This window comes from Streptomyces sp. NPDC107765 (genome assembly GCF_055657085.1).
Genome location: NZ_JBVKBL010000001.1, coordinates 422075 through 448684, shown reverse-complemented (window position 1 = coordinate 448684; position 26610 = coordinate 422075). Strand labels below are relative to the sequence as shown.

The following is a 26610-nucleotide window of genomic DNA, read 5'->3' as shown; positions in this document are numbered from 1 at the left end:
TCCGTACTGTTTCAATGAATGTGGAAAAGCAGCTGAGGAATCCCGGGCGTTATTCCGCCTGAGGGTTCCCCAATGGGTACGGGGGTCCGAGAGGAACCTGAGAAAGGGGTAGTCGTGTTACCCATCATGAAAGAGGCCGACATTGAACTGACGGCCCACCAGGTCGAGAACTGGCCCGAAGCGAAGGCCACGGTCATGTCGCCCGATCACTGGCGTTGCGGCAAGCAGACCGCATTCAGCCTGCCACCACTGGAACGCTCGGTGCCGGTCTGCCGCGCCCTGGCCCGTGCCTGGCTCGACGGGCAGCAGATCCAGGCCGACGACACCCGCTACCTCATCCTGCTCACCCTGTCCGAACTCGTCACCAACGCCATCCAGCACTCCGGCGCCCTCCGCGTCACGTGCCGACTACGCAGATCCGCGCAGCAGGTACACATCGAGGTCCACGACGGCGGTGGGCTCCCGTGGGTGGTGCGCAGACGCTACCCGGACCACGGCCAGGAAAACGGCCGCGGCCTGGAACTCGTCGCCAAGTCCTGCCTGCAGTGGGGCCGCCGGACGGAGACCGACGACGGCTGCACGGTCTGGGCAACGGTGCCGCTGTCCACCTGCGCGCCCGTCGCCTGCCTCCCGCAGCCGTGAGCCGCACATGACCGGCACCTCCCGCTGCCCGCTCCCCGTGTTCCGCGCACCGGCCGCGTCGGTCGACGGCCAGACAGGTTCGATTCCCTCTCTCCCCTCCGGAGCGGGACGATCTGCCTGGCTGCCGGCGCCGGTTCCCGGGCCCGTCAATCGCTGGACGCACGCTGCGTGGGCAGATGTGCCTCGCACTCCTGCACCAGCACGGCGAACTCACTGGCAGGTTTGGTATCTCGGTAGGGACGGAGCCCCGCCAGAAACTGCTCCAGATACTTCCTGCCCAGCGCCGACCGCAGCTGCCGCAGCAGACCCACGGCCTCTTCGGCCACCCGGCACGCCTCCTCCACCTCACCGGCCTGCACCTGCGCCGACGCCAGCAGCAGCAGATCGATCGCCCGCCGGCGCACCCGCGTCCGCGGGTGCCGGGCGAGCGCCTCGGCGGCCCGGCGGGCGGCCTGCCGGGGCTGCTGCAGATCGCGGTGGCAGTGCGCCAACTCGTCGGCCAGGTAGGCCCGGTCGAAATGCGCCAGCCATTCAGGCGCGTCAACCGGATCCGCGTGTGCCATCGCCTCCAGGGCCTTGTCCCTGAGCATCCCGCAGGTCCGCGAATCGCCGAGCAGCGCGTATCCGCGGGCCTCGGCCACGTAGAACAGCGCCTGCGCGGCCGGTGGCGCCTGCCCCCGCGTCCCTTCCTGGGCGGCCCGTGCGAGCTGCACCGCTTCCCGGGCACAGCCCGCGTCCACCGCGAGCCGGCTCAGCCCGGCTGCCAGCACATAACCGCCGTAGCACCTCTCGTCCGCCGCCTGCGCGAGCCGCAGCGCCTGGATGTAGTACCGCTGCGCCAGACCGGGCCGGCCGGTGTCCATCGCGGTGTACCCGGCGAGCTCGGTCAACCGGGCGGCAGCGGCGAACAACTGGCGTCCGGTGGTCTCGCTGTAGCTCCCGGCGAACAACCCCGACAGCACGCTGTTCAGACACGACACCACCACCGGCCGCACATAGCCGCCCCCCACCCTGTGGTCGAGCTCCTCCAGCGCCCGGGTCGTCATCCGCACCATCTCGACCTCCTCCAACCCCGCGCGCGGCCCCAGCCGGCGGCTCTGCGCCACTTCCGGGTCGACGGCACTGATCAGCCAGTCCCGCGTCGGTTCGACCAACGCCGCGGTGCCCATGGTCGTACCGGACAACGCCTCACTCGACTCCGCATCCATCTGCCACAGCTCGCGGACCTGGCCCAGCGCATCCTTCACATCGGCGGCGAAGTGCAACCCGACCCCACAGGTCACGCTGTTGCCGTTGGCCATTCCGATCTGGTCGGTCGAGACCGTCCGCCCGAGCCTGCTGCTCAGCGCTTCGGCGATAATGGCAGGGACCCGGCCCCGCGGCTGCTGGCCTCGCAGCCACCGGCTCACGGACGTCTTGTCGTACCGGAGATCGAGCCCCTGCTCGCGCCCCAGCACGTTCACCTGCCGGGCGAGAGCGGAGTTGGACACCGCCGCCTCCTGGATGAGCGACCGCAGCCGCTGATTGCTCTGACGCGCGAACGCAGGTCGGGCGGCCATGACGTGCCTCCAAGCACATGCTGACAACGTTTTACGTTGGCATATCCAGTGTTATGGGACTGCAAAGGTCATTACCCAACAACCGGGAATGATCCGTCATGACTCCAGTCAAGTCACCACCACAGCATCGCGCACAGTAGTGCGGGCGCAGACCAGAGCGCCGGGAGCCGCCGGGTGACGTTCGTCCGCTCCCTCGCACCCGGCGAACGCCCCGCGCCGGCCCCGCACCACCACACAACCGCCCACACCCACCTCCACGATCCCTCCCCCTCCCCACCCCGCGAGCGCACCCCGCCCGGCCGAGCCCCCACGGCACGAGGCCGGCCCACTTCACGCCAGGCTCAGCACCGCCGCACGCCCCAACTACCGGCCCACGCCCCCCACTGCGGCAGCCACATCCGCCCACCGACACCAGCCCCCGCGCGGGGCCCAGGAGCGCCGAGCTCCACCCGCACGCCTGCCAACACGCCCGCGCCGTCACCCACGCCCCACACAGCCGTACGACCCCTCGCCCCAGCCGGGCCGACGAAGCCCCCTCGTCCAGACCTACGCTCCCCGAACAGGCACACCAGGTCGCTCGCCCAGCGCGTGCACCGGGTTCCACGAGGCCAACAGAGCAGCACTCACCGCCGTCGGTAACCGCCGCGCAAGCGCGGAGCCCTTGCCGCGAAGAAGATCTGGAATCGCAGCGGCGCCCTCGCGCCCTGCTCGGTAGGAATCGATCGCCGTAATCGATCGCCGTCGCCGAGACAGGAATGGGAGGACGCAGAGCAAGCACTCGGTGATCGGCTTCCTGGAGTCCGGCTGCCCGACTGACAACTACGACCTCATGTCAGATGTAGCGGCGGAAGCCTTGGGCGCGGGCCTTGAATCCGCACGCCTCGTAGAAGGTGTGGACGTACTCCTCGTCCGCTGCCAGGAGCTGCACCTTGTAGCAGCCTGCCGCTTCACCCAGCTGCATCGCCGCCTCCATCAGTCGGCGGCCGACGCCGAGTCGTTGGAACGAGCTGGCTACCACGACGTTCTCCACGAACAGGATCGCCCGACCACCGCGGCTGAGGTTCGGCATGACGAGGCAATCCGCCGTTCCCGCCACGCTGCCGTCAGCTTCGGCCACCAGGACGGTCCGCCCCTGCTGCCCCGATATGGCGGCCCAGATCGCCTCTGCAGATGCCTGGGGCAACGGCGCGTCGTCCGGATTCAGTTCGCTGTACAGAGTCAGCACCGCTGACCGGTCCGCTTCGACTGCTGGTCGCACAGTGATCTTCATACGCTGAGCCTAGAAGGGCACAAGGGCCCTACGACAACACAGCTGTCGGACCCATCAGGAAGGACGCCCCTCACCCTGCTGCCACGGCGGGTCTCCGAGCGCAGCGCGATTATTCTGGGCGGCATCTGACGACCGCTAGGGATTGAGGCCCAAGCCTGCCTCGATGGCCATCTCGGCGAAGGCGATGGTCTCGCGCACGCGTGCGGTCGGGGCAGTGGCGTAAGCGGAGGTGGTTGCAGAGCCGGTGCGGATTCGGAGGGCTTCGTTGACGATCGGATGCCAGCGCTCGCTGAACGCGGTCAGAGCGTACTGTCCAGCACCGCCCTTGGACGTGAGCCGATCGGTGGCCAGCAGATGATGCAGGCGGGCGACACCCAGCACGAACCACTCGGTCACCCACTCCGCACGCTCGATCGGCGAGTCAGCAACCAACCTTTCCCCGGCGCGAAGCCTGTCGAGCGGCGGACGCCAGTACTCGCCCAGGTTGGTGTGCGAATAGGCACGGAGCGCCGCGCGGCCGGTCCAGACGTCGGCTGCCGTCAATCGCGCACCACGCAGCACGACGGCGTGCTCGGCGAGCTCGTGCCAGGTGACCGGGTTGAGGCCATGACGGCCTGCCGGCTGGAAGTGCCACTCGCCGACACACGGTACGTCCGGTGCAATCACCCGGCGGGGTAGCCAGATCCGCGCGGGTGACATGGAGTCCGTCAAAAAAGGGCGTCGGATGACGACTGCTCAGCTCGGCGAAAGTCTCGCTGAGCATTTTCAGGGACTCTTCTGTGCGACGCTCGCTCACCACCGCCAAAAAGTCGATGTCGCTGCGCCCGGGACGGAAGTCGCCCAAGGCGAGGGAACCATGCAGATACAGTCCCTCGACGAGACCGGGCGCGGCCCGGTCGATCAACTCCAGGTAGGTGTCGACCGCACGGTGGACCTCTTCGGGAAGTGACGAGACCAGTGAGCGCATAGCGGCCACGTTAGGCGAACGCGCGTTCATGCGCCGGGACTTACCGACTCTTGGAACTGGTCAATCGAACGTGAGGACGGGCTTGATGACCTCACCGGACGCCGCGGCGCGCGCGGCCGTCTCCATCTCGCTGAAGGGGTACCGGGTGATCAGCTTCTCTACGGGGAGCCGTCCTTGCGCGTGGAGGGCGATGAGGTGAGGGATGAACTTCTGGGGAACCGCATCCCCCTCGATGACGCCCCGCAGCTGGATGCCCTTGGTCATCACGGTCATGATGTCGAACTCGGCCGTCTTGCCGATACCCACCAGCGCCAGCGTCCCCCGCGGGCGCAAGGATGCGATGGCCTGGGAGATCACGGCGGACTGGCCGGTGGTGTCGAGGGCGTGGTGCGGCCCACCCTGCGTGGCGTCGTGGACCGCTGCCGCCACATCGTCCACGTCGGCCGGGTCGAGTGCTGCGACGGCGCCGAGGTCCTGTGCCACCGCGCGCCGGGAAGCGACCGGATCAACGGCGACCACCAAGGCGCCCTGAGCGACCGCCGCCATGACCGCGCTCAGGCCCACACTTCCGGCGCCGAAGACCACCAGCGACGAACCGGCGGTCGGCTGCAGGACGTTGAGGACCGTACCGGCACCGGTCTGCACTCCGCATCCGAGCGGGGCGGCGAGAACCGGGTCGAGGTCGGCGGGAATCTTGACGCAGTTGCTCTCATAGGCAAGTGCGTGGGTGGCAAAACTGCTCTGGCCGAAGAAGCTGCCGAAGACCGGCGAACCGTTCCGGGACAGGGGTGTGCTGTTGTCGGTCCTGGTACCGCTGGCGTTGAGGGCGTGGATGCCTGCCTGGCAGTACGCGGACCGACCGGAGGCGCAGTTGTCGCAGGTGCTACAGCTGCGGTAGCTCAGACACACGCTGTCTCCGGGGGCGACGGTCGTCACGGCCGAACCGACGGCTTCGACGAGGCCGGCGCCCTCGTGGCCGAACACCATGGGAAGGCGTGGCCAGACCTGCCGGGTGCTGAGATCGGTGTGGCAGATCCCCGCCGCCGTGATCCGTACCAGAATCTCGTCCGGCCGCGGCTCGTCGATGTCGACGTCGCGCAGGGTGAAGGGACCGCCGACGGACTCCACCAGAGCTGCCTGAATGCGCATGGGCTGGTTCCCCTGAACTATCGGTCGTCGTCGCACGGGGCGACGGAAGTGAAGGACTGGTCGGCGCGCCGGGCGCGATCAGTCGCAGGTCCGTGGTGGTACAGGTGGGGGAGTCAGCTGAGCTCCCGCTCCAGGACGAAGTAGAAGTGGCGACCCTGAGAGTCCAGGACACCGCGCCCGTTCATCACGCCCATCAGGGTGTCGTCATCGATCCGCTTGAAATGATCAAGGATCGGCCGGCCGTCGTAGACCATGGTGGCCGTCGACTCCCCACGGAACTCGACCATCCACAGGCTGGCCTCGCCGCCGCCCAGCTCGGTGTGGGAGAACAACTCCCCCTTGTCGTCACGACAGATCAGCGGTTGCACCTCGGAAGCGGAGTGGAAGCGCTTGCCGTGCCACTTGGCCTGCTCCAGCATGTCCTCCACGTGATGTCCGGTGAGAAAAGCGGACCCCTTCCACGAGCCGAGGATCTCCTCCGGCCGCACGGTCTCCAGCGCCGCCCACAGTTGGTCCAACTCGTCGGCGGTCACGCGTTCGCCGGCCGCTCGAATGACGGCGATACGTGCGCGGGCCTGCTCGATGTCCATCCGGACTCCTCTCTGAGATACGCCATGACAGTAACCTCACCCGCTACGCGACGGGCGCGACGGCTTCGTCATGTGGGCGTGGCGGCACGGATCACGCCAACTTCCGCTGTTCCGCAGGAAGTTGTGTACATCCGTTGACGGTCGGATCGGTGCCGCTCAACGATGTGGGCTCGCCTTCCCCCACCTCTGTCCCAGGAGGCAGCATGCAACACTCCCGAGCGGTAGCCGTTGGCACTCTCATCCTGCTCACCTGCGCCGCCGCAGGCGCCCACGCCGCGGAGCCCCGGGCCAAGGCCCCCACTGCCGTGTCCTGGTGCGAGAAGCAGGGTGGCACCGCGCAGAAGGAGGTTCCCTATTACACCAAGACCGGCACGCAGATGGTCCAGCTGGGCGGTGAGCGGGTGATGTGTACGTTCACCGCCCAGGACGGCTCCCGGATCATGATCGCGGCCGACTCACTGGCCGCCGACAAACCCACCCTGGCGGCCCTCGCCTACGTGCATGCGCCGAAGGACCCCGGAGGCAAGCCGGGCAATCCGTCCCTCGCCTACTGTCAGACCCTCAACGGCACGGCGATGTACGGCCCGAAGCCGACCGACGGCGGTGGCTGGGCGGCACCCGGCGAAACGCATCCGGACAGGGCCGTCGCCGCCTGCATGTTCGGCGACGGATCGCTGATCGACGCCTGGGGACTCAAGTACAAGGAAGGTGGCGTCATACGGGGTGCCGACCTCACCAAGAAATTCCGCGCCGCCATCCCGTGAGCCCGCGATCCACCTGGGCGCTGTAGTGGGAGACCTGGGTCCGCAACCCAAGGCTGTTCGCTTCAGCCAGCCAGCCAGCCAGCCAGCCAGCCAGCCAGCCAGCCAGCCAGCCAGCCAGCCAGCCAGCCAGTCAGCCGTCCGGTGGGTCGTATGCGCCGCTCGGCTGACAGGCATCGCGTGTGCCGGACGACAGGACGGAGAGTTCGCGGGATGCTGGGGAAGTGACCGATGAGTCCCATGCCACGCCCCCTGCCGCGAACACCGGTGACCTGCCCACGATCGGCGTGGAGGAGGAGTTTTTCCTCGTTGACCCTCATACGCGCGCTGCCGTCCCCGCCGGCCCTGGGGTCGCTTCTCGTGCGGCTCGCGTAGTCGGTGATCTCGTCGCGAATGAGTTTGCGGAGTGCCAGGTGGAGGGGCGTACCCCGCCGTGCCGGACCGCGGGTGAGCTGCGCGGGGAACTTGAACGGGTGCGCCAGGCGCTGGTCACCGCGGCGCGTGCCGAAGGTTCGTGCCTGTGCGCCTCGGGCACCCCGGTGCTCAGGCATGGTGGCCCGCCGCGAGTGGGCGACCACCCGCGTTACCGGGCCGGGCGGGAGCAGTACCGCGGCATGCTGGACGACTTCGTTATCAGCGCGCTCCATGTCCATGTCCACCTCCCTGACCGGGAACTGGCCGTGCTGACCGGTAATCATCTGCGGCCCTGGCTGCCTTTCTTCCTTGCGTTGAGTGCCAACTCCCCGTTTTTCGAAGGGCGTGATACCGGCTACGCCAGCTGGCGCTCGGTCATCCGAGGCCGCTTCCCATGCCTGGGGCCGCCGCCGTTTGCGGGCTCGTTGGAGGAGCATGAGCGGCTCGCCGTGTTGATCGCCGAGACGGAGGCAATGCTGGAACCAGGCATGCCGTTCTGGGACGTGCGCCCCAATCCCCGGCTGCCCACGGTGGAGATCCGGTCCATGGACGTGCTGCAGGACGTCGACGACACCATCGCGGTCGCCGTGCTGCTCCGTGCGCTGGTCGTCACCGCAGTGGAAAGGGTACGGCGCGGTGACCCCGGCCCTCGTTGGGACGGTGAGGTGCTGCGAGCCGCTTGTTGGCGTGCTGCTCGGGATGGCTGGAACGGCGCCGGCTTCGACGCCCTGACCGGGCAGGTTCGTCCGGTGACGGAAGTTGCTGAACAGTTGGTGCGGCATGTGCGCCCGGTGCTGGAGCAGTACGGGGGCCTGGAGGAGGTCACAGCGCTCTTCCCGCGGCTGGCGGCCCGCGGCGACGGGGCGAGCCGGCAGCGGTCCTGGGGCAGGAGTGGAGCCGGGCCCGCGGGGGTGGTGGACCGGCTCGTACTGGCCACGGCAGGCGTCCCGGCGTGAGCGACGGAACCAGCCGGAACAGGGGGCCGCAGGTATCCCGCGTGCTGACCGCGGTGAGACCGCTGACGCTGCTCCAAAGGATCTGCATGTTGCCGCATGGGCCCCATCGACTCGGGCACCCGCGCGTGTGCAAGGAACAAAGCACCACGAGAAGGAGGAATCGGCCATGGCTGCGACCAACAACTCGGGCAACTTCGCCAACGACCGCGAGCGTGCTGCCGAAGCCGGCCAGAAGGGCGGCCGCGAGAGCGGTGGGCAGCGATAGCTGGCCGAACAAGGAGGGGCCGGGCAAGGTTCAGCTTGCCCGGCCCCTGCGTCGCGCGCCCCCAGCAGTGCTTATGCGGTGGTGCCGGGTTCCCAGATTCGTCGGGAGGCTTCCAGGGGGAAGGCGGTGTCGGTGGGTGGGAGGTTCCAGAGTCTGGTGGTCCGCTGGTCCAGGGTGAAGCGTGGCCATCCTGGGTCGCCGGTGGACGCGAAGGAGGTCCAGGCAGTGCGCAGCTGACGGGAGAGGTCGGTGAAGCCGGGGGGCGGTGGCGAGCCCAGGAACCGGGTGGCGTACCGGCTGGTGGGATTGCCGAAGGTGAACGGGACGTCGATGCCGTGGGCGGCCCCGAGGGTGGGACTTTGCCAGGTGAAGTCGTACAGCCAGGTGCGGCCACCGGCATGTGCATGGGCCCGGGCGACCCGGGTGGTCGGCATCCGGACGAGTGCGTCGGACAACATGACCGTGAACAGGTCGGTGTCGGTGAGCCCGGGGTGGCTCCGGCGGTAGGCGGCCGCCGCCTGTTTGCCGAGGCCGATCGCCTCGGCGACCAGTCCCAGGTCGATTCCCTCTGGGGAGTCCGGGACCGGGCCCTGGCCTTGGTATTCGTCGTGGGTGAAACCGCAGATCAGGTCGACATCGTGGCCCGCGCCCGCTTCCAGGGCGGTCCAGGGCTGCCCGGTCACCAGATCCCCGTCGATGACGGGACCGAAGGCGGTGAAGCCGGCTTCGCGGCCGCGTAGCGGCGCGTCCTGGACCGCCAGGAGTGCCTGGGGCGCCAGGCATGCCAACGCGTCCCGTGTCGCCGGGACGCCCACGGCCTGCGCGATCGTGGCGGTGACCGTCTCGGCCTCCGCCCGGGTGCGGACCCGTGCCGGGATGCTCTGGGCAATCGCACGTCGGAACAGGCCCCGGGCTGCCGGTGCGGCCATGAGGAGGACGGCGGAGGCGGCTCCGGCGGACTGGCCGAAGACAGTCACGTTGCCGGCGTCGCCACCGAAGGCGGCGATGTTGTCCCGGACCCATTCCAGGGCGGCGACCTGGTCACGCAGCCCACGGTTGTCCGGGACGCCGGGCAGATGGGCGAAGCCCTCGAAGCCAACCCGGTAGTTGAAGGTCACCACGACCACTCCCGAGTCGGCGAGCGTGGTCGCGTCGTAGTGAGGCATGCTCGCCGATCCGTGTTTCCACAGACCCCCGTAGATCCACACCATGACGGGCAGGCCGGCCGCACTCGGGTCAGGCGTCCAGACGTTCACCGTCAGGCAGTCCAGCCCGTCGCCGGGCTGCCACATCGCCGGAGCCCGCGGCGCCGGGGCCCGCTGCGGAGGCGCGGCACCGAATGCGCGCGCGTCCCGGGTCCCGTCCCATCCCGGGGGCGGGGCAGGGGGAAGGAACCTCAGGGGGCCCTCGGGCGGCGCGGCGAAGGGAATGCCCTGGAAGCACGCGATCCCGTCCCGGCCGGTCCCGCGGACCTTGCCCGCGGACGTCACCACCACTGGATTCATGTGGTCCTCCCAAGCCAAGCGGTTCTCCTGGCCACGACAGGCCGGCGAGCGAGGGCCGGGCAGCCCACCTCCGTGAGGAGCCCCGAGTTGGGGGCACAAGATCCAAAGAATCTTCGTCGACCATTGGGAGAGGCAAAAACAGACCATGGTGACCCCCATACGCCGGCCGAGGCCCCCGCGCCGCCGGCCTGTCTTCAGTCTGCGGCAGCTGACCCTCTCGTTCGGGCTCCTCGCGATCGCCGTCACCGGAGTGGGCCTGACCGTGCAGAAGGCCATGGCCTCCGCAAGTGCGCACCCTGGCCCCGCGGTTGTCGTCGGGCTGGTCGTCGTCGGGGCGCTGGTGTTGCTGCTGCGTCGGGGACGGCGCCGGCGGGCCGCCGCCCGGCGGGTGCCGGGCGGGCGGACGTGCGCGGCCTGTGGGGGAGTGGCCGGGGAACGTGTGCTCGTACCCCTGGGGGAGACCGTCGGACCGAGCGCGGTGGAGGAACTCGACGCGCCGGCGGCGGAAGATGCCTGCCCCCGCCCGGTGGTGGACGTCGACCCTCGCCCGCCGGAGATCGACGACTACGCCGCAATGGACGCCGACGCGTTCGAGGAGGCGGTGGCCGGCCTGTGCGCGCGCGACGGCTGCGAGGACGTCCGGGTGGTCGGCGGCGCCAACGACCTCGGCGCGGACGTGGTGGCCGTGGCCCCCGACGGCCGTAGCGTCGTCATCCAGTGCAAGCGCTACGGCGCGGACAACAAGGTGGGCTCCCAGGAACTGCAGCGCTTCGGCGGCACCTGCTTCACCGTCCACGGCGCCGATGTTGCCGCCGTCGTCACCACCAGCGCCTTCACCGATCCGGCGCGGGAATACGCCGAACAGTGCGCCATCCTCTGCTTCGACCAGGACGACCTCGTCGGCTGGGCGTCCGGTACCGGTCCGGCGCCGTGGGAGTGAGCGCATGGCCGGACAGGCAGCGGAGCGCCGCACCCGGCGCGCCCGTACGGAGTGCCGGTCGTCGAGCCCATCCGGCCCATGGCGGGATGTCCAGCACACCTGCGAGCGAGATGCTCCCGCGGTACGTCGACCGGCAAGCCCACGACCAGCACGACTCCGACTGAAGCGGGGGCGGGCGGGTAAACGGCCAGCGTTGATCCAACGGCCCGGCCCCGCCCGCCCGTTCCCCGGCATCCGTCGCGATGCGGGGCCGTCGCCCTACTTCTGGGGAGCTGATGGTGACCACCCACGCTGGCGTCAGCGGTTCGCGGGCCGGCTCCGGCGGACGGCCGGGCGGCGCGCGCATGCGTCCCTTCGCCCACCTGCTCCGGTGGCTCTCGGTGGCGGCGCTGCTCGTAGTCGCCGTTGGACTCGTCGCGGCGGCGGTGCTGGCGTCGCCCTGGTGGTGGCCGCCGGCGCTGGTCTTCCTCGCCCTCGGCGGGGTCGGCGCCGCTGACCTGGCGCAGCGCCGGCACTCGGTGCTGCGCAACTACCCGGTCATCGGACATCTGCGGTTCGCGCTGGAGACGATCAGGCCGGAGCTGCAGCAGTACTTCATCGAGCGCAACTTCGACGGCCGGCCCTTCGACCGCGATGTGCGCAGCCTCATCTACGAGCGGGCCAAGGGCACCGAGGCGGAGGAGCCGTTCGGCACCGAACGTGACGTCTATGCCGCCGGTTACGAGTTCATGGTGCCGTCGATGGCCCCCAAGCCGGTTCCCGACCGGCACCCCACGGTCCGGCTCGGCGGCCCGGACTGCACCCGGCCGTACGACATGGCGCTGCTGAACGTCTCGGCGATGAGCTTCGGCTCGCTGTCCGCCCACGCGATCCTCGCCCTGAACCGCGGTGCCGCCCTCGGCGGCTTCGCCCACGACACCGGGGAGGGCGGTCTGTCCGAGTACCACCTGCGGCACGGTGGCGATCTCGTCTGGGAAATCGGGACCGGATACTTCGGCTGCCGGACCGCGCAGGGCGCCTTCTCACCGTCCGAGTTCGCCGACAAGGCGGCGCACGACAGCATCAAGTGCGTCTCGCTGAAGCTGTCCCAGGGCGCGAAGCCGGGCATCGGCGGCGTCCTGCCCGGCGACAAGGTGAGCGCGGAGATCGCCCGGGTCCGGGAGGTGCCCGAAGGACGGACGGTGACCTCCCCGCCCTACCACCGGACCTTCTCCACCCCGCGCGAACTCGTCCGCTTCCTCGCGCGGATGCGCGCACTGGCGGGTGGCAAACCCACCGGCTTCAAGCTCTGCGTCGGCTCCCGACGGCAGTTCCTCGCGGTCTGCAAGGCCATGGTCCAGGAGGGCGTCACCCCGGACTTCATCATCGTCGACGGCGCCGAGGGCGGCACCGGGGCCGCCCCTCTGGAGTTCGCCGACCACCTGGGCGCTCCGCTGACCGAGGGCCTGATCACCGTGCACAACGCCCTGGTCGGCTGCGGACTGCGGGACCGGATCAAGATCGGCGCGAGCGGCAAGGTGGCCACCGGCGCGGACATGGTCAAGCGCATGATCCAGGGCGCCGACTTCACCAACGCGGCACGCGCCATGATGATGGCCGTCGGCTGCATACAGGCCCAGCGATGCCACACCAACACCTGTCCCGTCGGGGTGGCCACCCAGGACCCGCACCGGGCCCGGGCGCTGGACGTGGCGGACAAGTCCGCGCGCGTGCACCGGTTCCAGAAGGCGACGGTGGACAGCGCCCTGAAGATCATGGGCTCCATGGGTGTCCAGCACCCCGACGAACTCCGCCCCCACATGCTGCGCCGCCGCCTCGACCCGCTCACCGTCCGCTCGTACGAGGAGCTGTACGAGTGGCTCTCCCCGGGCGAGCTGCTGGCCGTTCCCCCGCAGGACTGGGCCGCGGACTGGGCGGCGGCCGACCCCGACTGCTTCACCGTCTGACCTCACAAAAGATGTACATGCTCGGTGGCAGTCGGGGCAGGAGCTCCCTCGACCGGGGCCTTACGAAGAGGGAGGAGTCACTCATGAGCGTCAGCAGCGCGAGGGCGGAGACCACGCAGGACATCGGCGTCGTCGACGGACCGACCGCGGTACCCGCTCCGCCCGCCGAGTTGCCCCTGATCGAGTCGCCCGAGAACCTCGCCCCCGGCGACGCCCGGGACCTGACCCATCTGTTCTTCGAGCAGTTGGAGAAGCTGGAGGAGGGCACGCCCGAGTACCAGTACGCGCGCAACACGCTCATCGAGATGAACCTCTCGCTGGTGCGTTACGCGGCCCGGCGGTTCCGCAACCGCGGCGATGATCTCGAGGACATCATGCAGGTCGGCACGATCGGCCTGATCAAGGCCATCGACCGCTACGACCTGTCGCGCAACGTGGAGTTCACCACGCTCGCCATCCCGTACATCACGGGCGAGATGAAGCGCTTCTTCCGCGACACCACCTGGGACGTACGGGTGCCCCGGCGGCTGCAGGAGTTGCGGGTCGACCTCGCCCGCGCCAATGAGCACCTCGCCAACGAGCTGGGCCGGGACCCCAAGGTCTCCGAATTGGCGGCTCATCTGGACATTTCAGAGGAAGAGGTCATGGAGGGGCAGGTCGCCGCCAACGGCTACAGCGCCTCGTCCATCGACGTCACCATCGGGGACGAAGGCAATGACGTGCCGCTCGCGGACCTCCTCGGTGACTACGACGAGGAGATGTTCCTCTTCGAGGACCTGCACACGCTCAAGCCGCTGCTGGACCGGCTGGAGGACCGCGACCGCCGGCTACTGGAACTCCGCTTCGGCCAGGAGATGACCCAGGCCGAGATAGGCGAAATCCTGGGCATCTCCCAGATGCATGTCTCTCGTCTGCTCAACCGCTGCCTGGGCCAGCTGCGCACCGCCATGCTCCGCACGGACTGACGCGGATACACCAACGCCTGTCGGGTGCGGGCCAGTTCACTTGGGAACGGATCCGCACCCGACAGGCGCGAGGATTGTGCGGTGCTCAGTTTCTCAGCACTCAGTGCTGCTCAGCGTTTCTTAGTGCTCACTTTCTCAGCGCTCAGTCGTCAAGGGCGTCCTTGGCCTTTTCCTTCGCGCTCCGCAGGTCGCCCTTGGATTCCCTGGCCGAGCCCTCGGCTTCCGCGCGCTCGTTCCCCACGGCGCGACCCGCCGCCTTCTCCGCCTTTCCGGTGACCTGCTCGGCCTTCGCCTTGGCCTTTTCCTCTGCGCTCATCGCGATCTCCCTTCATCGATCCGATCGACCTCATCGAACTCATCGTTCGTGATGCATCGATGATTTAGTTTCCGTGCCCGCGGGCCGTCATATCTCTCTGGTGTCCGTTGCGGGGACGATAATTCCTATCGATCCGGTCGGAGACCAAAAACAGCTAAGAGTCTTGAGATGGCGAGTGGCAGCACCGACGGGGCGCCCGGTGCGTACGCCGACTCCGCCAGATCCGCTTCGAGTTGTTCGGCGGCAAAAGCCAGGGCGGCTTCGACGGTCCGGGTTCCGGTGGAGACGCAGAGCGTGTAGGCGAGGTCCTCCGTGCGGCGCCTGGTCTCCGTCGAACTCCGCGCCGAGCTCAGGGCACGAAGTTCCTCGTACTGCTTCACAAGATCCCGCAGTATTGCCGGATGGGGCTTCAGCACAGCAGTTCCTCTCTCGTGGAGATCGACTTCGAGTGCCGTTTACCCGCGAAGACGTGCTTCACCGCCGTACTTCACCGCCGTTTTCGGTCCATGTTGGCCGGAACGGATCGGAAATGTCTGTGCAGGGACACATGCCCGACGGCCAAAGGGTTGGGCCCCGGCACCAAGAGTGCCGGGGCCCAACCCTTTCACTGGACTTTCACTGGGAACCACTCGTCACCAGCGATACCAGCGACCCCGCTTTCCGGTAGGTCCGGCCGAGCGTACAACAAAGCCCAGCAACCACACCGCGAGCACGATCACGGCCACGATCCACAGGGCCTTGAGCGCGAATCCGGCGCCGAAAAGAAGCAGGGCAAGAAGCAGAACCAGAAGAAGGGGGACCATAGTTATCAACCTCCAAAAACCGTGTGCCCGCACTCTCCGCCGCCACACCTTTCCTTTCACGTATTTCTTATGTGGCGGGTGCCAGGCACCCGTTGAGCGGCGCGGACGCAGAAGCGCTCGTCGCCGTCGTGGGTGGGGACCTCGATCCGGAGGGGGAGTGGTGAGGAGATGTCGGAGCTGGACCGGGCGGTACTGGCGGTACCGGCCGGTCCAGCTTCAGGTGCGCTTCGCGGTGACTGCCACCGTGGCGTAGTGCATCGTGAAGCTGCCTCCCGCGGCGTCGATCGCGGCGCCGACGCCTGCCGACACCTCCTCCAGCTGGGCTCGCGGGAGTCGCGTGAAGGCCCCCTGGGTGGGCAGTTGGTCCAGCCACTCGTCCCGTGCGTAGAGCTGTTCCCAGTCGAATCGCCACAGCTCGGGGTCGGTGAAGCTGCCCACTTTGCGCAGGCCATCGGCTGCCTTGGTGCACAGCGCCGTGTAGCCGTCCACGGCCGGCGTCGTCGCTTGCCGGGCAGCGAGCGAGTCGGGCATCACCCGGCGGTAGACCTCGGAGAAGGCTTCGGCCACTTCGGGCGAGGGCTGGCCCGCGTTCCAGAACAGGGCCAGCAGACCGTGGGAGTGCAGTGCCTGCGCCGCCTTGGTGGCGCCGGCGACCGGGTCCACCCAGTGCCAGGTCTGGCCGGAGACGACAGCGTCGAACGTCCGGCCGGCTGGGTCCCAGTCCTCGAAGGACGCCACCTCGACGTCGAGCCCGCGCTGCCGGGCCAGGTCGGCCATCCGCGCGTCGACGTCGACGCCCAGCACCCGGGAGCCGGCCGCTTCGAACTGCCGGGCCACGATGCCGGTTCCGCAGCCGACGTCGAGGACGTCCGGGCCGGGGCTGGCGGCGACGATGCGGTCCACCAGGGCTTGGGGGTAGCGGGGCCGAGCCCGGTCGTACCGTTCGGCGTCCGAACCGAAGGACTCCGCCACCTGGCGGAGGTCATGGGTCGGCTGTTGTTGGTTCGTGCGTTGCCGGGTCGCGTGGTGTCGGGTTGCGTGGAGGGAACGAGGGGCTCGCTCCGGCGGTAGAGTGGGCATGTGCCCACTATGAGTGGGCACATGCCCACTCGTCAATGATGGACACGGACCGATACAAGCCGATCAAGAGAAGAGGGAGATGCCTGGTGCCCACCGGAGTAGCCATCCGCGACGTACGCGATCAACTGTTCAGTGCCGCCGAGCGCGTTCTGCTCCGAGCCGGGCCGAGCGCGCTGACCAGCCGGGCGGTCACCGCGGAGGCGGGCTGCGCCAAGGGCGTGCTGCACCGGCACTTCGCCGACTTCGACGCCTTCCTCGCCGAGCTCGTACTGGACCGCGTCGCCCGCATCGACGACCAGGCGACGGCCCTGCGCGAGTCCGCCGGAACCGGCACCGTCGCCGACAACCTCACCCGGGCATTGATGGACCTGTTCGGGTCGGTCGCGGTGGCGCTCATCAGCCTCGTCACCTCCCGGGACGAGCTACGCGCCCAACTGCGCAAGGCCAGGCCCACCGGCGTCCCCGTCCTGACCGATGCCGCGTCCGGAATCGCTGCCTATCTCACCGCCGAGCGGGAACTCGGGCGCCTGACCGCAGACGCCGACGTGGACACGCTCGCACCGACGCTGATCGGGGCCGTGCACATGCTGTTCGCCGACCGGCACAGCACTCCGCCGGAGGCCGGCGCCGTCCGCAAGGTCGTGACCGCGGTCGTTGCCGGCGTCCAGCGAGAACCGCTGCGATGAGGAGCTTGGCAGTGGGCGGCGTGACAGGGGATCGCACCTCGGCAAGCGGCTATCGCGCCTGGGGAAGGGGCTGTCGCACCTTGGGAAGGGCTGAGGGGCGGTTGCCGGCTCGGCGGTTGGGGACCCGCCCCGGGCCGTCACCGCAAATACGCGGTTCCGTGCCCCTCAAGGGCGGCCAGGACGAAGGGATGTCCTGCGGGATCCGCATATCGCCGGATGTCGAACGACCCGCCGTTGTCCCGCGTCTCCAAGGGCCGCGCACCGAGGTCGATCGCCTCACGCTCCGCCTGGTCCATGTCGTCCTGGGGGACCACGAAGTGCAGATGTGCCTGCTGCGAGGTGTCCGGCCGAGGCCAGCTCGGCGGCGCGGCGCCGTGGTCCCGTCGGACGACGATGCGGACGCCCGCGGACTCGACGATCTCTATGTAGTCCGGATGGCTGCCGACGCGTGACGTGCCGCCGAGGAATCGGGCGTAGAACTCGGCCAGTTCCTCAGGTTCGGCAGCGTCCAGCACCAGTACGCTGCTTTTGGCGACGGCCATTCTGGATCCCTCCCTCCGGGGCAGGCCCTCGCCCGCCGTACCCGTCGGATACCCGGGGACCGCCCCGTCACGCAACTGCGGACGGCGGGTGTCTGACACTGCCGGCGTCCGGCACCACGGGCGTCTCACTCCTTGCGGGTGGCGTAGTCGAGGGCCGGTTCGCTCAGCATCTGCTCGACCACGTCGAGGAGTTCGAGGGCGGCTTCGGCGATGCCGGCGGGCTTCTCGCCTGCCACGATGCGTCGGCCGATCTCGCTGTAGACCAGCGAGTGGAACCAGCCGATCTGGCTGGCCACCACGCGCGGTGTCTGGTCCCCGGGTGGGGCGCCGGTCTCCTCGGCCAGGACCGCGGCGAGCGCATCGGTCATCTGCCGGCCGAGGTCCTCCAGTCGGGCGGTGAGCGTGGGGGCCGCCCGCATCATCTCGAAGACCGGGGCGAATCCCGTGCTCAAGCCGATCTTGCGGTCGCGGCGCCGTAGTTCGTCGCGGAGTCCGGCGAGCACGGCCCGCGCGGCGGACTCGCCCGGCTGCCGGGCGCGCACCATGTCGGCGAGCCGCTGCGGAGATGCCTCGTCCGGCGGGAGGACGAGGTCTTCCTTGGACTCGTAGTAGTTGTAGAGGGTGTTGACCGACACCTCCGCGGCCGCCGCTACCTCGGCGATGGTGACGTGGTCGAAGCCCCGCGCCACGAACAGGCCGATGGCTGTCTCGGAGATGCGCTGCCGCGTCTGCCGCTTCTTGCGCTCCCGCAGCCCGTCGCCCATGGCGGGAGTCTAACCGCCCTCCTGTTTTGCAGTGCATTGCAGCGTTGTCGCCGGCTGCGGGCACGGGTCCGATGGCGGCGCGTGGCCGTTGAGGAGCCACCGGTCGGACAGCTGGGCCCGTGCGGCGAGGTGGCGGACGTACGCCGCGCGGACCTCGTCCGGTCCGGAGAACCCCGGCTCACCGGCCAGCCAGACGTCCGGGACCGCGGCGACGACCTGGCGGAGCAGCTCCGGCGTGACCCGGTGTGCGAGGTCGGCGTCCGCAGCCCCCAGGTCGAGGTGGTGCGAGCCCAGAGCGTGCCACCGGAGGTCGTAAGCCCTGCCGGCCGCGTCCGCGGCGTCCGCCCAGCGGTGGTGGAAGACCAGGGCGGCGCCGTGGTCGATCAGCCACAGGCGGGGCGGGCGGTGGCCGGAGGTCGGCCAGGTCAGGAGGTTGGGGCTGTGCACCGTGCGGTCCACGTTGGCGGTGAACGCATCGAGCCAGACGATGCGGGCGGCCTCCGCCGGGTCGACGTCCAGCGCGCCCGGCGTGAAGTCGGCGGCACCCGGCAGGTGGTCAACTCCGAGGTTGAGTCCCGCACTGGCGCGCAGGAGGTCCTGTACCTCCTGGTGCGGCTCCTCCCGGGCGACCGCGGGATCGAACCGCACCAGCACCAACTCGGGCGTGCGGAAGCCCAGTTGGCGGGCGAGTTCGCCGACGATCACCTCGGCGACGAGCGCCTTGCGCCCCTGCGCGGAGCCGGTGAACTTGACGACGTACGTCCCCAGGTCGTCGGTCTCGACGATGCCGGGGACGGATCCGCCGCCGCGCAACGGGGTCACGTAGCGGACGGCCGTGACCGTGCGCAGTGCGTCCGAGGATGTCGCCATGCGTTCCCGCCCCTGCTCCCGTACTCGCGGTTGGCAACCGGCCGAACCGAATCCAAAAAAAACTGAAGTGCACTGCAAATATACAGTCCACTAAGGTTTTGTGGGACGCTTCGACAGGAGGACGAACGATGGACATGAACGAGCCCGGCGGGCGGGACGCGGCGGTGCGGCGCGCCAACGCGGCCCTGCAGACGTACACGCTCTCCGGCGACGGCTGGCGCCGCAGCCCCGGCGAGACCCTCCAGCAGGTCCTCACCGACCTGCTGTGCTGGTGCGACGACACCCAACGCGACTTCGACGCGGCCCTGGAACGTGCCCGGGTCCGGCATACCGGGGGACTCACCTAAGCGCGCGTGGGCACAAGGCGCTCCCGCTGGACGGGTAGGGGGTGCGGTGCGGCACATCACGACCGGACTGCTCGGCGCCGATGTCAGTGGTGCGGAATACGCTCCGGGCATGCGAGCCTCAGGAACATTCACCGTTGCGGACTTCACCCCGGCACCGGTACCGAGCCCCATGGTCGAGACGGCACTGCCCGTTGGCGTCGCCACGATGGAGAAGCAGTACGAGGGCGAGGTCGCCGGGCGCTCCGCCACCCTGTTCACCGCCGCGTTCGACCAGTCCACCGGAACCGGGACGTATGTCGCCATGGAGTCGTTCGAAGGGACGCTCCACGGGCAGGCGGGCACCTTCAATTTCGCGCACTCCGCGACGACCTTGGGCGAAGGGAGGCAGGGTGAGTTCTTCGTGATCGTGCCGGCGAGTGGGACGGGCGCGTTGACGGGGATCACCGGGACGGGCGGCGTCGCAGTCGACGCGGACGGCACTCATCGCATCTGGTTCGACTACGAAGTCGGCCAGTAGTCCGGGACGCATTGAACCCGAGTCGCAGCGGGATGCAGCCCCACGGTGCGGCCCACGAGGCTCGGGTTCACCGTCGTCTCAGGCACTCACGACGTCTGCGGCGTGTCCGGTCCGGGCTTCCGGTGGTGAGGGACCGTCCACAGCCGTACCCTTCGGTCGTCGGAAGCGGTGGCGACCAGTGAGCTGTCCGGTGAGAACGCGACCGCGCGCACGGTGTCGCAGTGGCCCGTGAGCTCCGCGCCGACCCCGTCACCCCCGTCCGTCCGCAGCAACCACACGGAGCGCTCCTCGCCTCCGACGGCCAGCCATTGCTGATCCGGTGAGAAAGCAAGTGCCTTCGGTGCGAGGATCTTCGGTACCCGGCTGCCGGTGATCACCGTCCAGGTGCGGTGGCGGGTCTGGAGGTTGCAGAGCCGCACTCCCTCCATCAAGCCACCCAGTGCGAGGACCCTGCCGTCCGGCGAGAGGGCCATGGCAGTGACGGAGGGCCCGGCACTGAGCAACGGCTGCAGGCTGTTGTGGGCCGGGGTCAGTTCCCATGCGGCCATGTCCCACAGCCACGCCCTGTTGCCGCGCTCGACGGCAACGAGGAGCCCACCGGGAGAGATCGCCAATGACTCGATCGGGCTTCCGTGGCCGATGAGCGGTTCCCGAACGGCCTTCTGCGTGGCGGGAGCCCACAGGCGTACCGCGCTGTCGGTGCCGCCCGTCGCCAGCACCTTGCCGTCGTGGGAGAACGCCGCTGCCCTGATCGAGCCGGTGGGGGCAGGCAGCTCACCCACGAGTTCATGGGTCGCGGTGTCCCACAGCTGGACGGGCCTGCCGGTGTGAACGGCGGCCAACAAGCGGCTGTCCGGCGAGAAGACCAACGACCGGGCCATTCCGCCGCGTTGGGTGAGCCGGGTACCGATGGGCTCTCGGGTGAGGGGGTCCCACAGGTGCACCGATCCGTCCTCTGCTCCGGTGGCCAGGAGACGGCCGTCCGGCGAGAACACCACCGCTCGGACGCTGTGCGGGCAGTGAAGCGGAGGCAGTGCGACGTGGTGGCCGTGCCGCAGGGCGTGGTGCACCGCGCTCGTGGCAAGCGGTTCCGCCGGCTGTGGGTGGTCGTCTCCGGCAGGAGTGGGGGTGCGGGGGATCGTGGGGCGGGCGGCTGTCGGGAGTGCGAAAGCCCGCCGGCCGTGCAGAGCCTTGCCGAGGAGTTCCACGGTGAAGTTCCTCAGCTGGACGTCTCCGTCGGCGCCGGCAGTAGCGACGAACGTGCCGTCAGGGGAAAAGGCGACCGCGAAGATCGGGCCCTCGTGCAGTTCTGCGACGAACGGCCCCGTATCGTCCTCCTGGGCCCATACCCGTAGCGTGCCGTCATGGCTCCCCGCCGCCACCAGACGCGAGCTCCCGGGAAGCATCGCCACTGCGTAGACGGCGCTGCCGGGCGGACTCAAGGTCGTCACCTCGGCGTCGTCGTCCTGTCTGGTGTTTTTCACGTACACCGCCCCGCTCGCGTGCCCGACGGCGAGGGTGAACGCCTGGTCGGCCATCGCGAATACCGGGCCGTATCGCGCCAGGAATCGGGTGGGCTCGTCCGAGTCCTGGGTCCACCACTTCACCGAGCCGTTGGCGTCACCGGCCGCAAGACCGGAGCCGGGCGTTGCCAGCGCGATGATCGGGGTGTCATGTCCGTCGAGCGGTGTGCCGTACGGCTTGAGCGAGTACGTGAGCCACTGCCGGACGGTGCCGTCGGCGCCGGCCGCGACCACCTGGCTTCCGTTGCCTCGAAACCTGACGGCGTGGACCGGACCGTCGTGGCCCGTCAGGGGGTCGCCGACCGGCGCGCGCGAGTAGGTGTCCCACAGGCGCACCGAGCCGTCAGCGCCGCACGTCGCCATGCACCGCCCGTCCTGCGAGAAGTGCACCCCGTAGACCGGCCCCACATGCCCGGTGAGCGGGGCGCCGAGCGGCTTGGCGTCGCCTCCGCCGCGCGCGGTGGCGGTGTCCCAGAGCTGAACTGTCCCGTCCGCGCCGCCGGCGGCCAAGCAGCGCCCGTCCGGGGAGAAAGCCAGGCAGTAGACAGCGCGGCTGCCGTCGACGATCGGCAGGCCGTACTTGTCGCGCAGGCGCAGGGGTGGCGCAGGCGTCGAGTCCCCTTCAGGGCGTTCCCGAGCCATGACGGCGTCGGGGTCCGGCCGTTCGGAAGAGACCGGCGTGCGGAGGGCGGTACTCCGGCGCCTCGACTGCAGCGCGGTCGCAGCTGTCCACCGCGTGCGCCATTCCTCCAGCTCCGGGGCTCTGCGGTCGGGCGGAGGACATTCCTCACCGTACTCGTCCCAGGACAGCAGGGTTCGCACGATGAGCATGAGGGTGTCCATCCTGACGGGCCTGCCGTTGAAAGCGGCGCTCTGGGTCCCGAGAGGTAACGAGGCCCCCTCGCCGAACAACTTCTTCGCGCGCGCTTCGATCTTGCGTAGCGGTGGTCGGCCCCGCTGCGCTTTCAGCCGTGTCAGCCGCGTCCCCAAGTCCGCGAGTGCCTCTTCGTAGCTGCCTTCCGCCACGTGCTGGTCGACCACGTTCTTCCCCCCGCTGCGTCCCGGAACAGCAGGGTAGGGCTCCTCCGACGAACGGGTGTGAACTTTCCTGAACAAGCCTGAACGCGAAAGTGTTCGACTGAACGCGGCCGTTGCTGAACGGTTGTACCGAGCTGATCAGCGCTTTGCGGGTTCGTTCGATCGATGCCGGTCATGGCGGTTCTCGGGGCCAGAGTTGAGGCATGTCGAACGCGAACCACTCTCCCTCTGTCCCTGTGCCTCCCACCGACCGGGCCGAGTCCGGGCCGGAGGCGCCGTTCCTGTCCGTACACACCACCGTCGTGCTGCTGGCTGCCGTCGTCATCGGGATCGTCGTCGGTTGTCTGACGGCTCTCGCCGGGACGCCGGTCGCGGCAGCAGTCGTCGCCGGGATGGCGGCGGCCGGCGCCAGCATCCCGGTCCTGCGCTCCCTCATCCGGTGACAACGCGCCGAGCGCGAGGGAGAGCGACGTGGGTCTGCTCCTCGTCCGTCGACGAGCAGACCCGCGGGATCAGCTCGGCGGTGGAGGAAACGCGCCGATACGAGCAGTGGCGTAGCTCCGCGAGTGCTGTGATCAAGCGAATCGGTGCTTACCTGAGCCAGTGATCACCTGAGCCGGTGCTTACCCGAGTGGGTGCTGACCTGCGTCGGTGATCGCATGGCAGTGGCTCTGCGCGACGCAGAACCGTCGGGAATAGCATGGAAGAGAGCGACACCGGGACGGGGCGCACAGCCCGATGCATTCCCTTCGCGGCGGGGACGCGAAAACAGGGAGGAAGAGCCATGTCCTGGAAACTGACCGGCACGTACCTGGAAAGCTGCAATTGCGACGTGGTGTGCCCCTGCACCACCTCGGGCCTTACCGCTCCGGCCGACCACGAGCGCTGCCAGGTGACCTTCGCGTTCCATGTGGACAACGGGAACGTGGACGGCGTGGACGTGTCCGACCGCAGCGTCGCCGTCTTCGTCGACGGGCCCCGGGTGATGGCCGAGGGGGACTGGCAGGTGGCGTTGTACATCGATGCTTCGGCCGACGACGGTCAGGCGGAGGCGCTGGGCAAGGTCTTCTCCGGCCAGGCAGGCGGGCCGATGTCGGTGCTCACTCCGCTCATCGGCGGGGTCCTCGGCGTGCAGCGCGTTCCCATCGACTACCGCGACGACGGCCGCCGCCACGCCGCACGGGTGGGCGACGCCATCGACATCGAGATCGAGGACCAGGTCGCCCCGCAGTTCGGTGAGGACGGTCCGGTGATGGGCCTGACCGGCATGTTCCACCCGGCAAGCAGCACGTTGACGATCGCCCGGTCCACCCGGGCGACGGGCGCGGGCGTGTACGGCCGGTCCTGGGACTTCACCGGCGGCAACGGACACTACGCGCCCTTCACGTGGGCGGCGTGAACGACAGACCGGTTACCGCCGGCCGCACGGTGGGCTCCTCCGGGCTGCTGCTGGTCGCGGCGGCCGCCGCTTGGGTCTGGGTGGTGACGCGCTGGGGCGGCACGCCGGCGATGCCCGGCACCATGGGACTGGGCCTGCCCGCCTTCCTGGCCGTGTGGACGCTGATGATGGCCGCGATGATGCTGCCCGCCACGGCGCCCGTCGCCGCGCTGTACGCACGTACCCTCACCGCGCACCGGGCGCCGCGCATGGGCGTCTTCACGGTCGCCTACCTGCTCGTCTGGGCCGCGGCCGGACTGCCGGCCTACGCCCTGGCCGTCGGCCTGGGCCGGGCGGCGAGCCTCCCCGCCGGGGTGGGGACGACAGCAGCCGCGGCCGTGTTCGCGGTCAGCGGCGTCTACCAGCTGACGCCCCTCAAAGACCGCTGCCTGGCGAGGTGCCGCTCACCGCTCGGACTGATGCTGCGCTACGCCTCGTACCCGGGGCGCTCGCGTGATCTGCGCGCCGGGGCGCACCACGGAGCCTTCTGTCTGGGCTGCTGCTGGTCGCTGATGGTGCTGCTGGCGGCGTTCGGTCTGATGAACCTGTGGGCCATGGTGATCCTGGCCGCCGTGATCACCGCCGAGAAGCTCGTTCCGGTCGGCCGCCTGGTGGCCCGTGCCGTGGGGATCGCCTCGCTCGCACTGGCCGTCGCCGTGATCTGGGTTCCGGCGCTGGCCCCGGGCCTGACCGGCGGCGGTATGACGGGGATGTGAGGGTGCCCCGCCCCGGCCGAGGGCTCGCGCCCGCCTGCCCGTCCGCAAGCGCGGCCGCGGCGGCCCACCAGGCAGTCACCGCATCCCCAACTCCCGCGTGACCCGGTCGAAGAACCAGGAATAGCGCCTGATCATCGGGGCAGGCGATGCATCGGCACAGATCAAGCACGACATCCGACATACGTTCTTCCGGTTCGCGGTATCGCAGTGCCTGGATTTCCCAGCAGGGTGGTGGGCGTTCCTCCGGGAGCACGGTGACGGGTTCGGACGGAGAGGTGGACCGGAGAAGGCCATGGCTGAATTCCTCACGGACATCGAAACCATCCGCGAGCGAGCGCGCCGGGAGATCGAGAAGGGCCCGATCACGGATGCCTACGGCGCGGACCTGGAGCGGGTTCTCCAGGTGCTCAACGAGGCCCTGGCCACGGAGATCGTCTGCACGCTCCGGTACAAGCGGCATTACTACACGGCGTCCGGGCTGTATTCGGAACCCGTCGCGGCCGAGTTTCTGGAACACGCCGCGGAGGAACAGCAGCACGCCGACAAACTGGCCCAGCGCATCGCCCAGCTCGGTGGTGAACCGGATTTTGATCCCGACACCCTGACGAAGCGTTCGCACGCCGGTTACGACGCCAGTACCGACCTGGTCGAGATGATCAAGGAGGACTTGGTTGCCGAACGCGTGGCCGTGGCCTCCTACACGGAGATCGCCCAGTGGCTGGGCGACGGCGATCCGACGACCCGCAGGGTCTTCGAGGAACTCCTCGCACAGGAGGAAGAACACGCCGACGACCTGCGGGGCCTGCTGGAGCGGATCCCCCGGAACACCACGAGCGAACTGCCCGACCGGACCTGACCGGGTGTTCGGTGTCCTCTCGGCGAGCCAGGACACGGCACATGCGCGAGGCCACAGTGCAGGAGCAAGACCACCGCGCATGCCCGAGGACACAGCGCATGACCAAGGACCCAGCGCATGCGCGAGGACACAGTGCATTGCCGACCACAGTGAGGGAGCCCCACACATGCCTGATTCCGATGCGTTGAGCGTGGAAGTCACCGTCATCGACGAGCGGACCGCGATGGTCGCGGTGCGCGGTGAGCTCGACACCGACACCGGTATCGCCCTGCACCACCAGCTCGCCAATCAACTCGCGCACGGCCGGCGGTATCTCGTGCTGGACCTGCGGGAGGTTCCGTTCATGGATTCCTCGGGGCTGAACGTCATCATCAGGGCGCACAATGACACCCGGCAGGTCGGTGGGAGTGTGCACCTGGCCGCCGTGTCACCGACCGTCCGGCGACTGCTCGACCTGACGGGGATCAGCTTCACCACGCCGGTCCGGGACACTCCGGAGGAAGCACTGTTCGAGCTCGCCGCCGCGTCCCTGCCGGAGTCCACTCCGCCCTCCTGAGCGCACCCGCCGGGATTCCGGAGGCACGGAACAGGGCCGTCCGGCCCGGCCGGTGCTGGTCAGTAGTTTCTGCTCCGTAGTTGCTGGTCAGTAGTGGTTGGTCAGTAGTTGGCGAGCGCCACCACGACGATGATGACCGCGGGAATCGCCAGGCCGGCCAGCACACAGCCGCAGCCCTTCGCCGTAGAGCTGATGGCCTCCCGCGCCTCGCTCCGGCGGGCCGCGTGCTCCGCCGTCTGCACCGGGCGGAGGGCCCGCCAGAGGGTCCGGGTGATCCAGTACGGGCTGGTGATCACGTAGAAGACGCACACCGCCGCGTAATACAACGCCTCAAAAATCTGCGCGACGAAGGCAACCACGGCCAGTACCGGAAGCATCAGCAGGATCATCCCGGCCGACTTGCCGGCGGACCAGGCGTCCCAACTGGGCTTCTTCACCGGTGATTTGGGGATCTTCCGCTGCCTGCCGGTGGCTGTTTCAGCGGTGGTGGCGGGCGCGTCCGCGGGGGCCGCGGGAGGGCCCGTCGGTCGGTCGTCGTACGGGCCCGCAGGGGAGTCACTTGTCTTGCTCACGTCGGAAAGGTACCGAGGGTGCGGCTGCGGCCACGAGTCGGCTCCGGCTGCTCCTGC

General features: G+C 69.2%; 30 protein-coding genes. 15 read left to right on the top strand and 15 right to left on the bottom strand.

Going from position 1 to position 26610, the window contains the following annotated elements; translation table 11 throughout:
• The first annotated feature begins 114 nt into the window (after positions 1-114).
• The gene (locus ACZ7MX_RS02205) at positions 115-642 is read left to right on the top strand and encodes an ATP-binding protein (protein WP_472128461.1); all 528 of its coding nucleotides are present in this window, start codon (positions 115-117) and stop codon (positions 640-642) included.
• A gap of 146 nt (positions 643-788) precedes the next feature.
• On the opposite strand, the gene ACZ7MX_RS02200 is transcribed toward ACZ7MX_RS02205, so the two are convergent.
• The 5 genes from ACZ7MX_RS02200 to ACZ7MX_RS02180 all read right to left on the bottom strand — a co-directional run bounded on the left by ACZ7MX_RS02200 (position 789) and on the right by ACZ7MX_RS02180 (position 6177).
• Positions 789-2201, bottom strand: coding sequence for a transcriptional regulator (locus ACZ7MX_RS02200; protein ID WP_472128460.1), 1413 nt, complete (start codon positions 2199-2201; stop codon positions 789-791).
• Positions 2202-3033: 832 nt separating this feature from the next.
• Positions 3034-3471, bottom strand: a complete 438-nt coding sequence (locus ACZ7MX_RS02195; protein ID WP_472128458.1) for a GNAT family N-acetyltransferase — start codon at positions 3469-3471, stop codon at positions 3034-3036.
• Between the two features lie 135 nt (positions 3472-3606).
• Positions 3607-4170 (bottom strand): aminoglycoside adenylyltransferase domain-containing protein, encoded by a 564-nt coding sequence (locus tag ACZ7MX_RS02190; protein ID WP_472128456.1) that lies wholly within the window; start codon positions 4168-4170, stop codon positions 3607-3609.
• A gap of 328 nt (positions 4171-4498) precedes the next feature.
• On the bottom strand, positions 4499-5587 hold the full coding sequence (locus tag ACZ7MX_RS02185; RefSeq protein WP_472128454.1) for an NAD(P)-dependent alcohol dehydrogenase: 1089 nt from the start codon (positions 5585-5587) through the stop codon (positions 4499-4501).
• A 113-nt stretch (positions 5588-5700) separates the two neighbouring features.
• Entirely contained in the window at positions 5701-6177 is a 477-nt protein-coding gene (locus ACZ7MX_RS02180) for a DUF4334 domain-containing protein (RefSeq protein WP_472128453.1), read from the bottom strand.
• A gap of 203 nt (positions 6178-6380) precedes the next feature.
• On the opposite strand from ACZ7MX_RS02180, the gene ACZ7MX_RS02175 reads away from it, so the two are divergent.
• The 3 genes from ACZ7MX_RS02175 (at position 6381) to ACZ7MX_RS02165 (ending at position 8573) form a co-directional block, all read left to right on the top strand.
• A complete protein-coding gene (locus tag ACZ7MX_RS02175; RefSeq protein WP_472128451.1) occupies positions 6381-6941 on the top strand; it encodes a hypothetical protein in 561 nt (186 codons plus the stop codon).
• 221 nt (positions 6942-7162) lie between these two features.
• Positions 7163-8308 carry a carboxylate-amine ligase gene (locus ACZ7MX_RS02170; RefSeq protein ID WP_472128449.1) on the top strand — a complete coding sequence of 382 codons (1146 nt, stop codon included), beginning with the start codon at positions 7163-7165 and terminating at the stop codon, positions 8306-8308.
• A gap of 166 nt (positions 8309-8474) precedes the next feature.
• A complete protein-coding gene (locus ACZ7MX_RS02165; protein ID WP_472128447.1) occupies positions 8475-8573 on the top strand; it encodes a KGG domain-containing protein in 99 nt (32 codons plus the stop codon).
• A 71-nt stretch (positions 8574-8644) separates the two neighbouring features.
• On the opposite strand, the gene ACZ7MX_RS02160 is transcribed toward ACZ7MX_RS02165, so the two are convergent.
• Positions 8645-10078 (bottom strand): carboxylesterase/lipase family protein, encoded by a 1434-nt coding sequence (locus ACZ7MX_RS02160; RefSeq protein ID WP_472128445.1) that lies wholly within the window; start codon positions 10076-10078, stop codon positions 8645-8647.
• 145 nt (positions 10079-10223) lie between these two features.
• On the opposite strand from ACZ7MX_RS02160, the gene ACZ7MX_RS02155 reads away from it, so the two are divergent.
• The 3 genes from ACZ7MX_RS02155 (at position 10224) to ACZ7MX_RS02145 (ending at position 13929) form a co-directional block, all read left to right on the top strand.
• Positions 10224-11018 (top strand): restriction endonuclease, encoded by a 795-nt coding sequence (locus ACZ7MX_RS02155; RefSeq protein ID WP_472128443.1) that lies wholly within the window; start codon positions 10224-10226, stop codon positions 11016-11018.
• A 344-nt stretch (positions 11019-11362) separates the two neighbouring features.
• Positions 11363-12964, top strand: a complete 1602-nt coding sequence (locus ACZ7MX_RS02150) for an FMN-binding glutamate synthase family protein (RefSeq protein WP_472129260.1) — start codon at positions 11363-11365, stop codon at positions 12962-12964.
• An 83-nt stretch (positions 12965-13047) separates the two neighbouring features.
• Positions 13048-13929: an RNA polymerase sigma factor SigF gene (locus tag ACZ7MX_RS02145; RefSeq protein WP_472128441.1), complete on the top strand. Its 882-nt coding sequence runs from the start codon at positions 13048-13050 to the stop codon at positions 13927-13929.
• 142 nt (positions 13930-14071) lie between these two features.
• On the opposite strand, the gene ACZ7MX_RS02140 is transcribed toward ACZ7MX_RS02145, so the two are convergent.
• The 4 genes from ACZ7MX_RS02140 to ACZ7MX_RS02125 all read right to left on the bottom strand — a co-directional run bounded on the left by ACZ7MX_RS02140 (position 14072) and on the right by ACZ7MX_RS02125 (position 16020).
• Positions 14072-14245, bottom strand: a complete 174-nt coding sequence (locus tag ACZ7MX_RS02140) for a CsbD family protein (protein ID WP_472128439.1) — start codon at positions 14243-14245, stop codon at positions 14072-14074.
• A 125-nt stretch (positions 14246-14370) separates the two neighbouring features.
• Positions 14371-14661, bottom strand: a complete 291-nt coding sequence (locus ACZ7MX_RS02135; RefSeq protein ID WP_472128437.1) for a DUF5133 domain-containing protein — start codon at positions 14659-14661, stop codon at positions 14371-14373.
• 216 nt (positions 14662-14877) lie between these two features.
• Complete coding sequence (locus ACZ7MX_RS02130; protein ID WP_030410393.1) at positions 14878-15048, bottom strand: hypothetical protein; 171 nt, start codon at positions 15046-15048, stop codon at positions 14878-14880.
• 216 nt (positions 15049-15264) lie between these two features.
• The gene (locus ACZ7MX_RS02125) at positions 15265-16020 is read right to left on the bottom strand and encodes a class I SAM-dependent methyltransferase (RefSeq protein WP_472128435.1); all 756 of its coding nucleotides are present in this window, start codon (positions 16018-16020) and stop codon (positions 15265-15267) included.
• Positions 16021-16214: 194 nt separating this feature from the next.
• Between ACZ7MX_RS02125 and ACZ7MX_RS02120 the strand changes: the two genes are divergently transcribed.
• Entirely contained in the window at positions 16215-16814 is a 600-nt protein-coding gene (locus ACZ7MX_RS02120; RefSeq protein WP_472128433.1) for a TetR/AcrR family transcriptional regulator, read from the top strand.
• A gap of 137 nt (positions 16815-16951) precedes the next feature.
• Here ACZ7MX_RS02120 and ACZ7MX_RS02115 read toward each other — a convergent pair whose 3' ends face one another.
• From ACZ7MX_RS02115 to ACZ7MX_RS02105, 3 genes are all read right to left on the bottom strand, one after another.
• Complete coding sequence (locus ACZ7MX_RS02115; RefSeq protein ID WP_472128431.1) at positions 16952-17356, bottom strand: VOC family protein; 405 nt, start codon at positions 17354-17356, stop codon at positions 16952-16954.
• A gap of 125 nt (positions 17357-17481) precedes the next feature.
• A complete protein-coding gene (locus ACZ7MX_RS02110) occupies positions 17482-18120 on the bottom strand; it encodes a TetR/AcrR family transcriptional regulator (RefSeq protein WP_472128429.1) in 639 nt (212 codons plus the stop codon).
• A 9-nt stretch (positions 18121-18129) separates the two neighbouring features.
• A complete protein-coding gene (locus ACZ7MX_RS02105) occupies positions 18130-18990 on the bottom strand; it encodes a HipA family kinase (protein WP_472128427.1) in 861 nt (286 codons plus the stop codon).
• A gap of 128 nt (positions 18991-19118) precedes the next feature.
• Between ACZ7MX_RS02105 and ACZ7MX_RS02100 the strand changes: the two genes are divergently transcribed.
• Positions 19119-19337, top strand: a complete 219-nt coding sequence (locus tag ACZ7MX_RS02100; protein ID WP_472128425.1) for a hypothetical protein — start codon at positions 19119-19121, stop codon at positions 19335-19337.
• Between the two features lie 109 nt (positions 19338-19446).
• Positions 19447-19854 carry a DUF3224 domain-containing protein gene (locus ACZ7MX_RS02095; protein ID WP_472128423.1) on the top strand — a complete coding sequence of 136 codons (408 nt, stop codon included), beginning with the start codon at positions 19447-19449 and terminating at the stop codon, positions 19852-19854.
• Between the two features lie 86 nt (positions 19855-19940).
• On the opposite strand, the gene ACZ7MX_RS02090 is transcribed toward ACZ7MX_RS02095, so the two are convergent.
• On the bottom strand, positions 19941-22208 hold the full coding sequence (locus tag ACZ7MX_RS02090) for a WD40 repeat domain-containing protein (RefSeq protein WP_472128421.1): 2268 nt from the start codon (positions 22206-22208) through the stop codon (positions 19941-19943).
• Between the two features lie 410 nt (positions 22209-22618).
• Between ACZ7MX_RS02090 and ACZ7MX_RS02085 the strand changes: the two genes are divergently transcribed.
• From ACZ7MX_RS02085 to ACZ7MX_RS02065, 5 genes are all read left to right on the top strand, one after another.
• Complete coding sequence (locus ACZ7MX_RS02085; RefSeq protein WP_472128419.1) at positions 22619-22858, top strand: hypothetical protein; 240 nt, start codon at positions 22619-22621, stop codon at positions 22856-22858.
• Positions 22859-23199: 341 nt separating this feature from the next.
• Positions 23200-23814, top strand: coding sequence for a DUF1326 domain-containing protein (locus ACZ7MX_RS02080; RefSeq protein ID WP_472128417.1), 615 nt, complete (start codon positions 23200-23202; stop codon positions 23812-23814).
• Positions 23811-24569, top strand: a complete 759-nt coding sequence (locus ACZ7MX_RS02075; RefSeq protein WP_472128415.1) for a DUF2182 domain-containing protein — start codon at positions 23811-23813, stop codon at positions 24567-24569. Before ACZ7MX_RS02080 ends, ACZ7MX_RS02075 begins: the two co-directional genes overlap by 4 nt.
• Positions 24570-24861: 292 nt before the next feature.
• Positions 24862-25425 carry a ferritin-like domain-containing protein gene (locus ACZ7MX_RS02070; RefSeq protein WP_472128414.1) on the top strand — a complete coding sequence of 188 codons (564 nt, stop codon included), beginning with the start codon at positions 24862-24864 and terminating at the stop codon, positions 25423-25425.
• A 166-nt stretch (positions 25426-25591) separates the two neighbouring features.
• Complete coding sequence (locus ACZ7MX_RS02065) at positions 25592-25981, top strand: STAS domain-containing protein (RefSeq protein ID WP_472128412.1); 390 nt, start codon at positions 25592-25594, stop codon at positions 25979-25981.
• A gap of 101 nt (positions 25982-26082) precedes the next feature.
• On the opposite strand, the gene ACZ7MX_RS02060 is transcribed toward ACZ7MX_RS02065, so the two are convergent.
• A complete protein-coding gene (locus ACZ7MX_RS02060; protein WP_472128410.1) occupies positions 26083-26553 on the bottom strand; it encodes a hypothetical protein in 471 nt (156 codons plus the stop codon).
• Positions 26554-26610 lie beyond the last annotated feature (57 nt).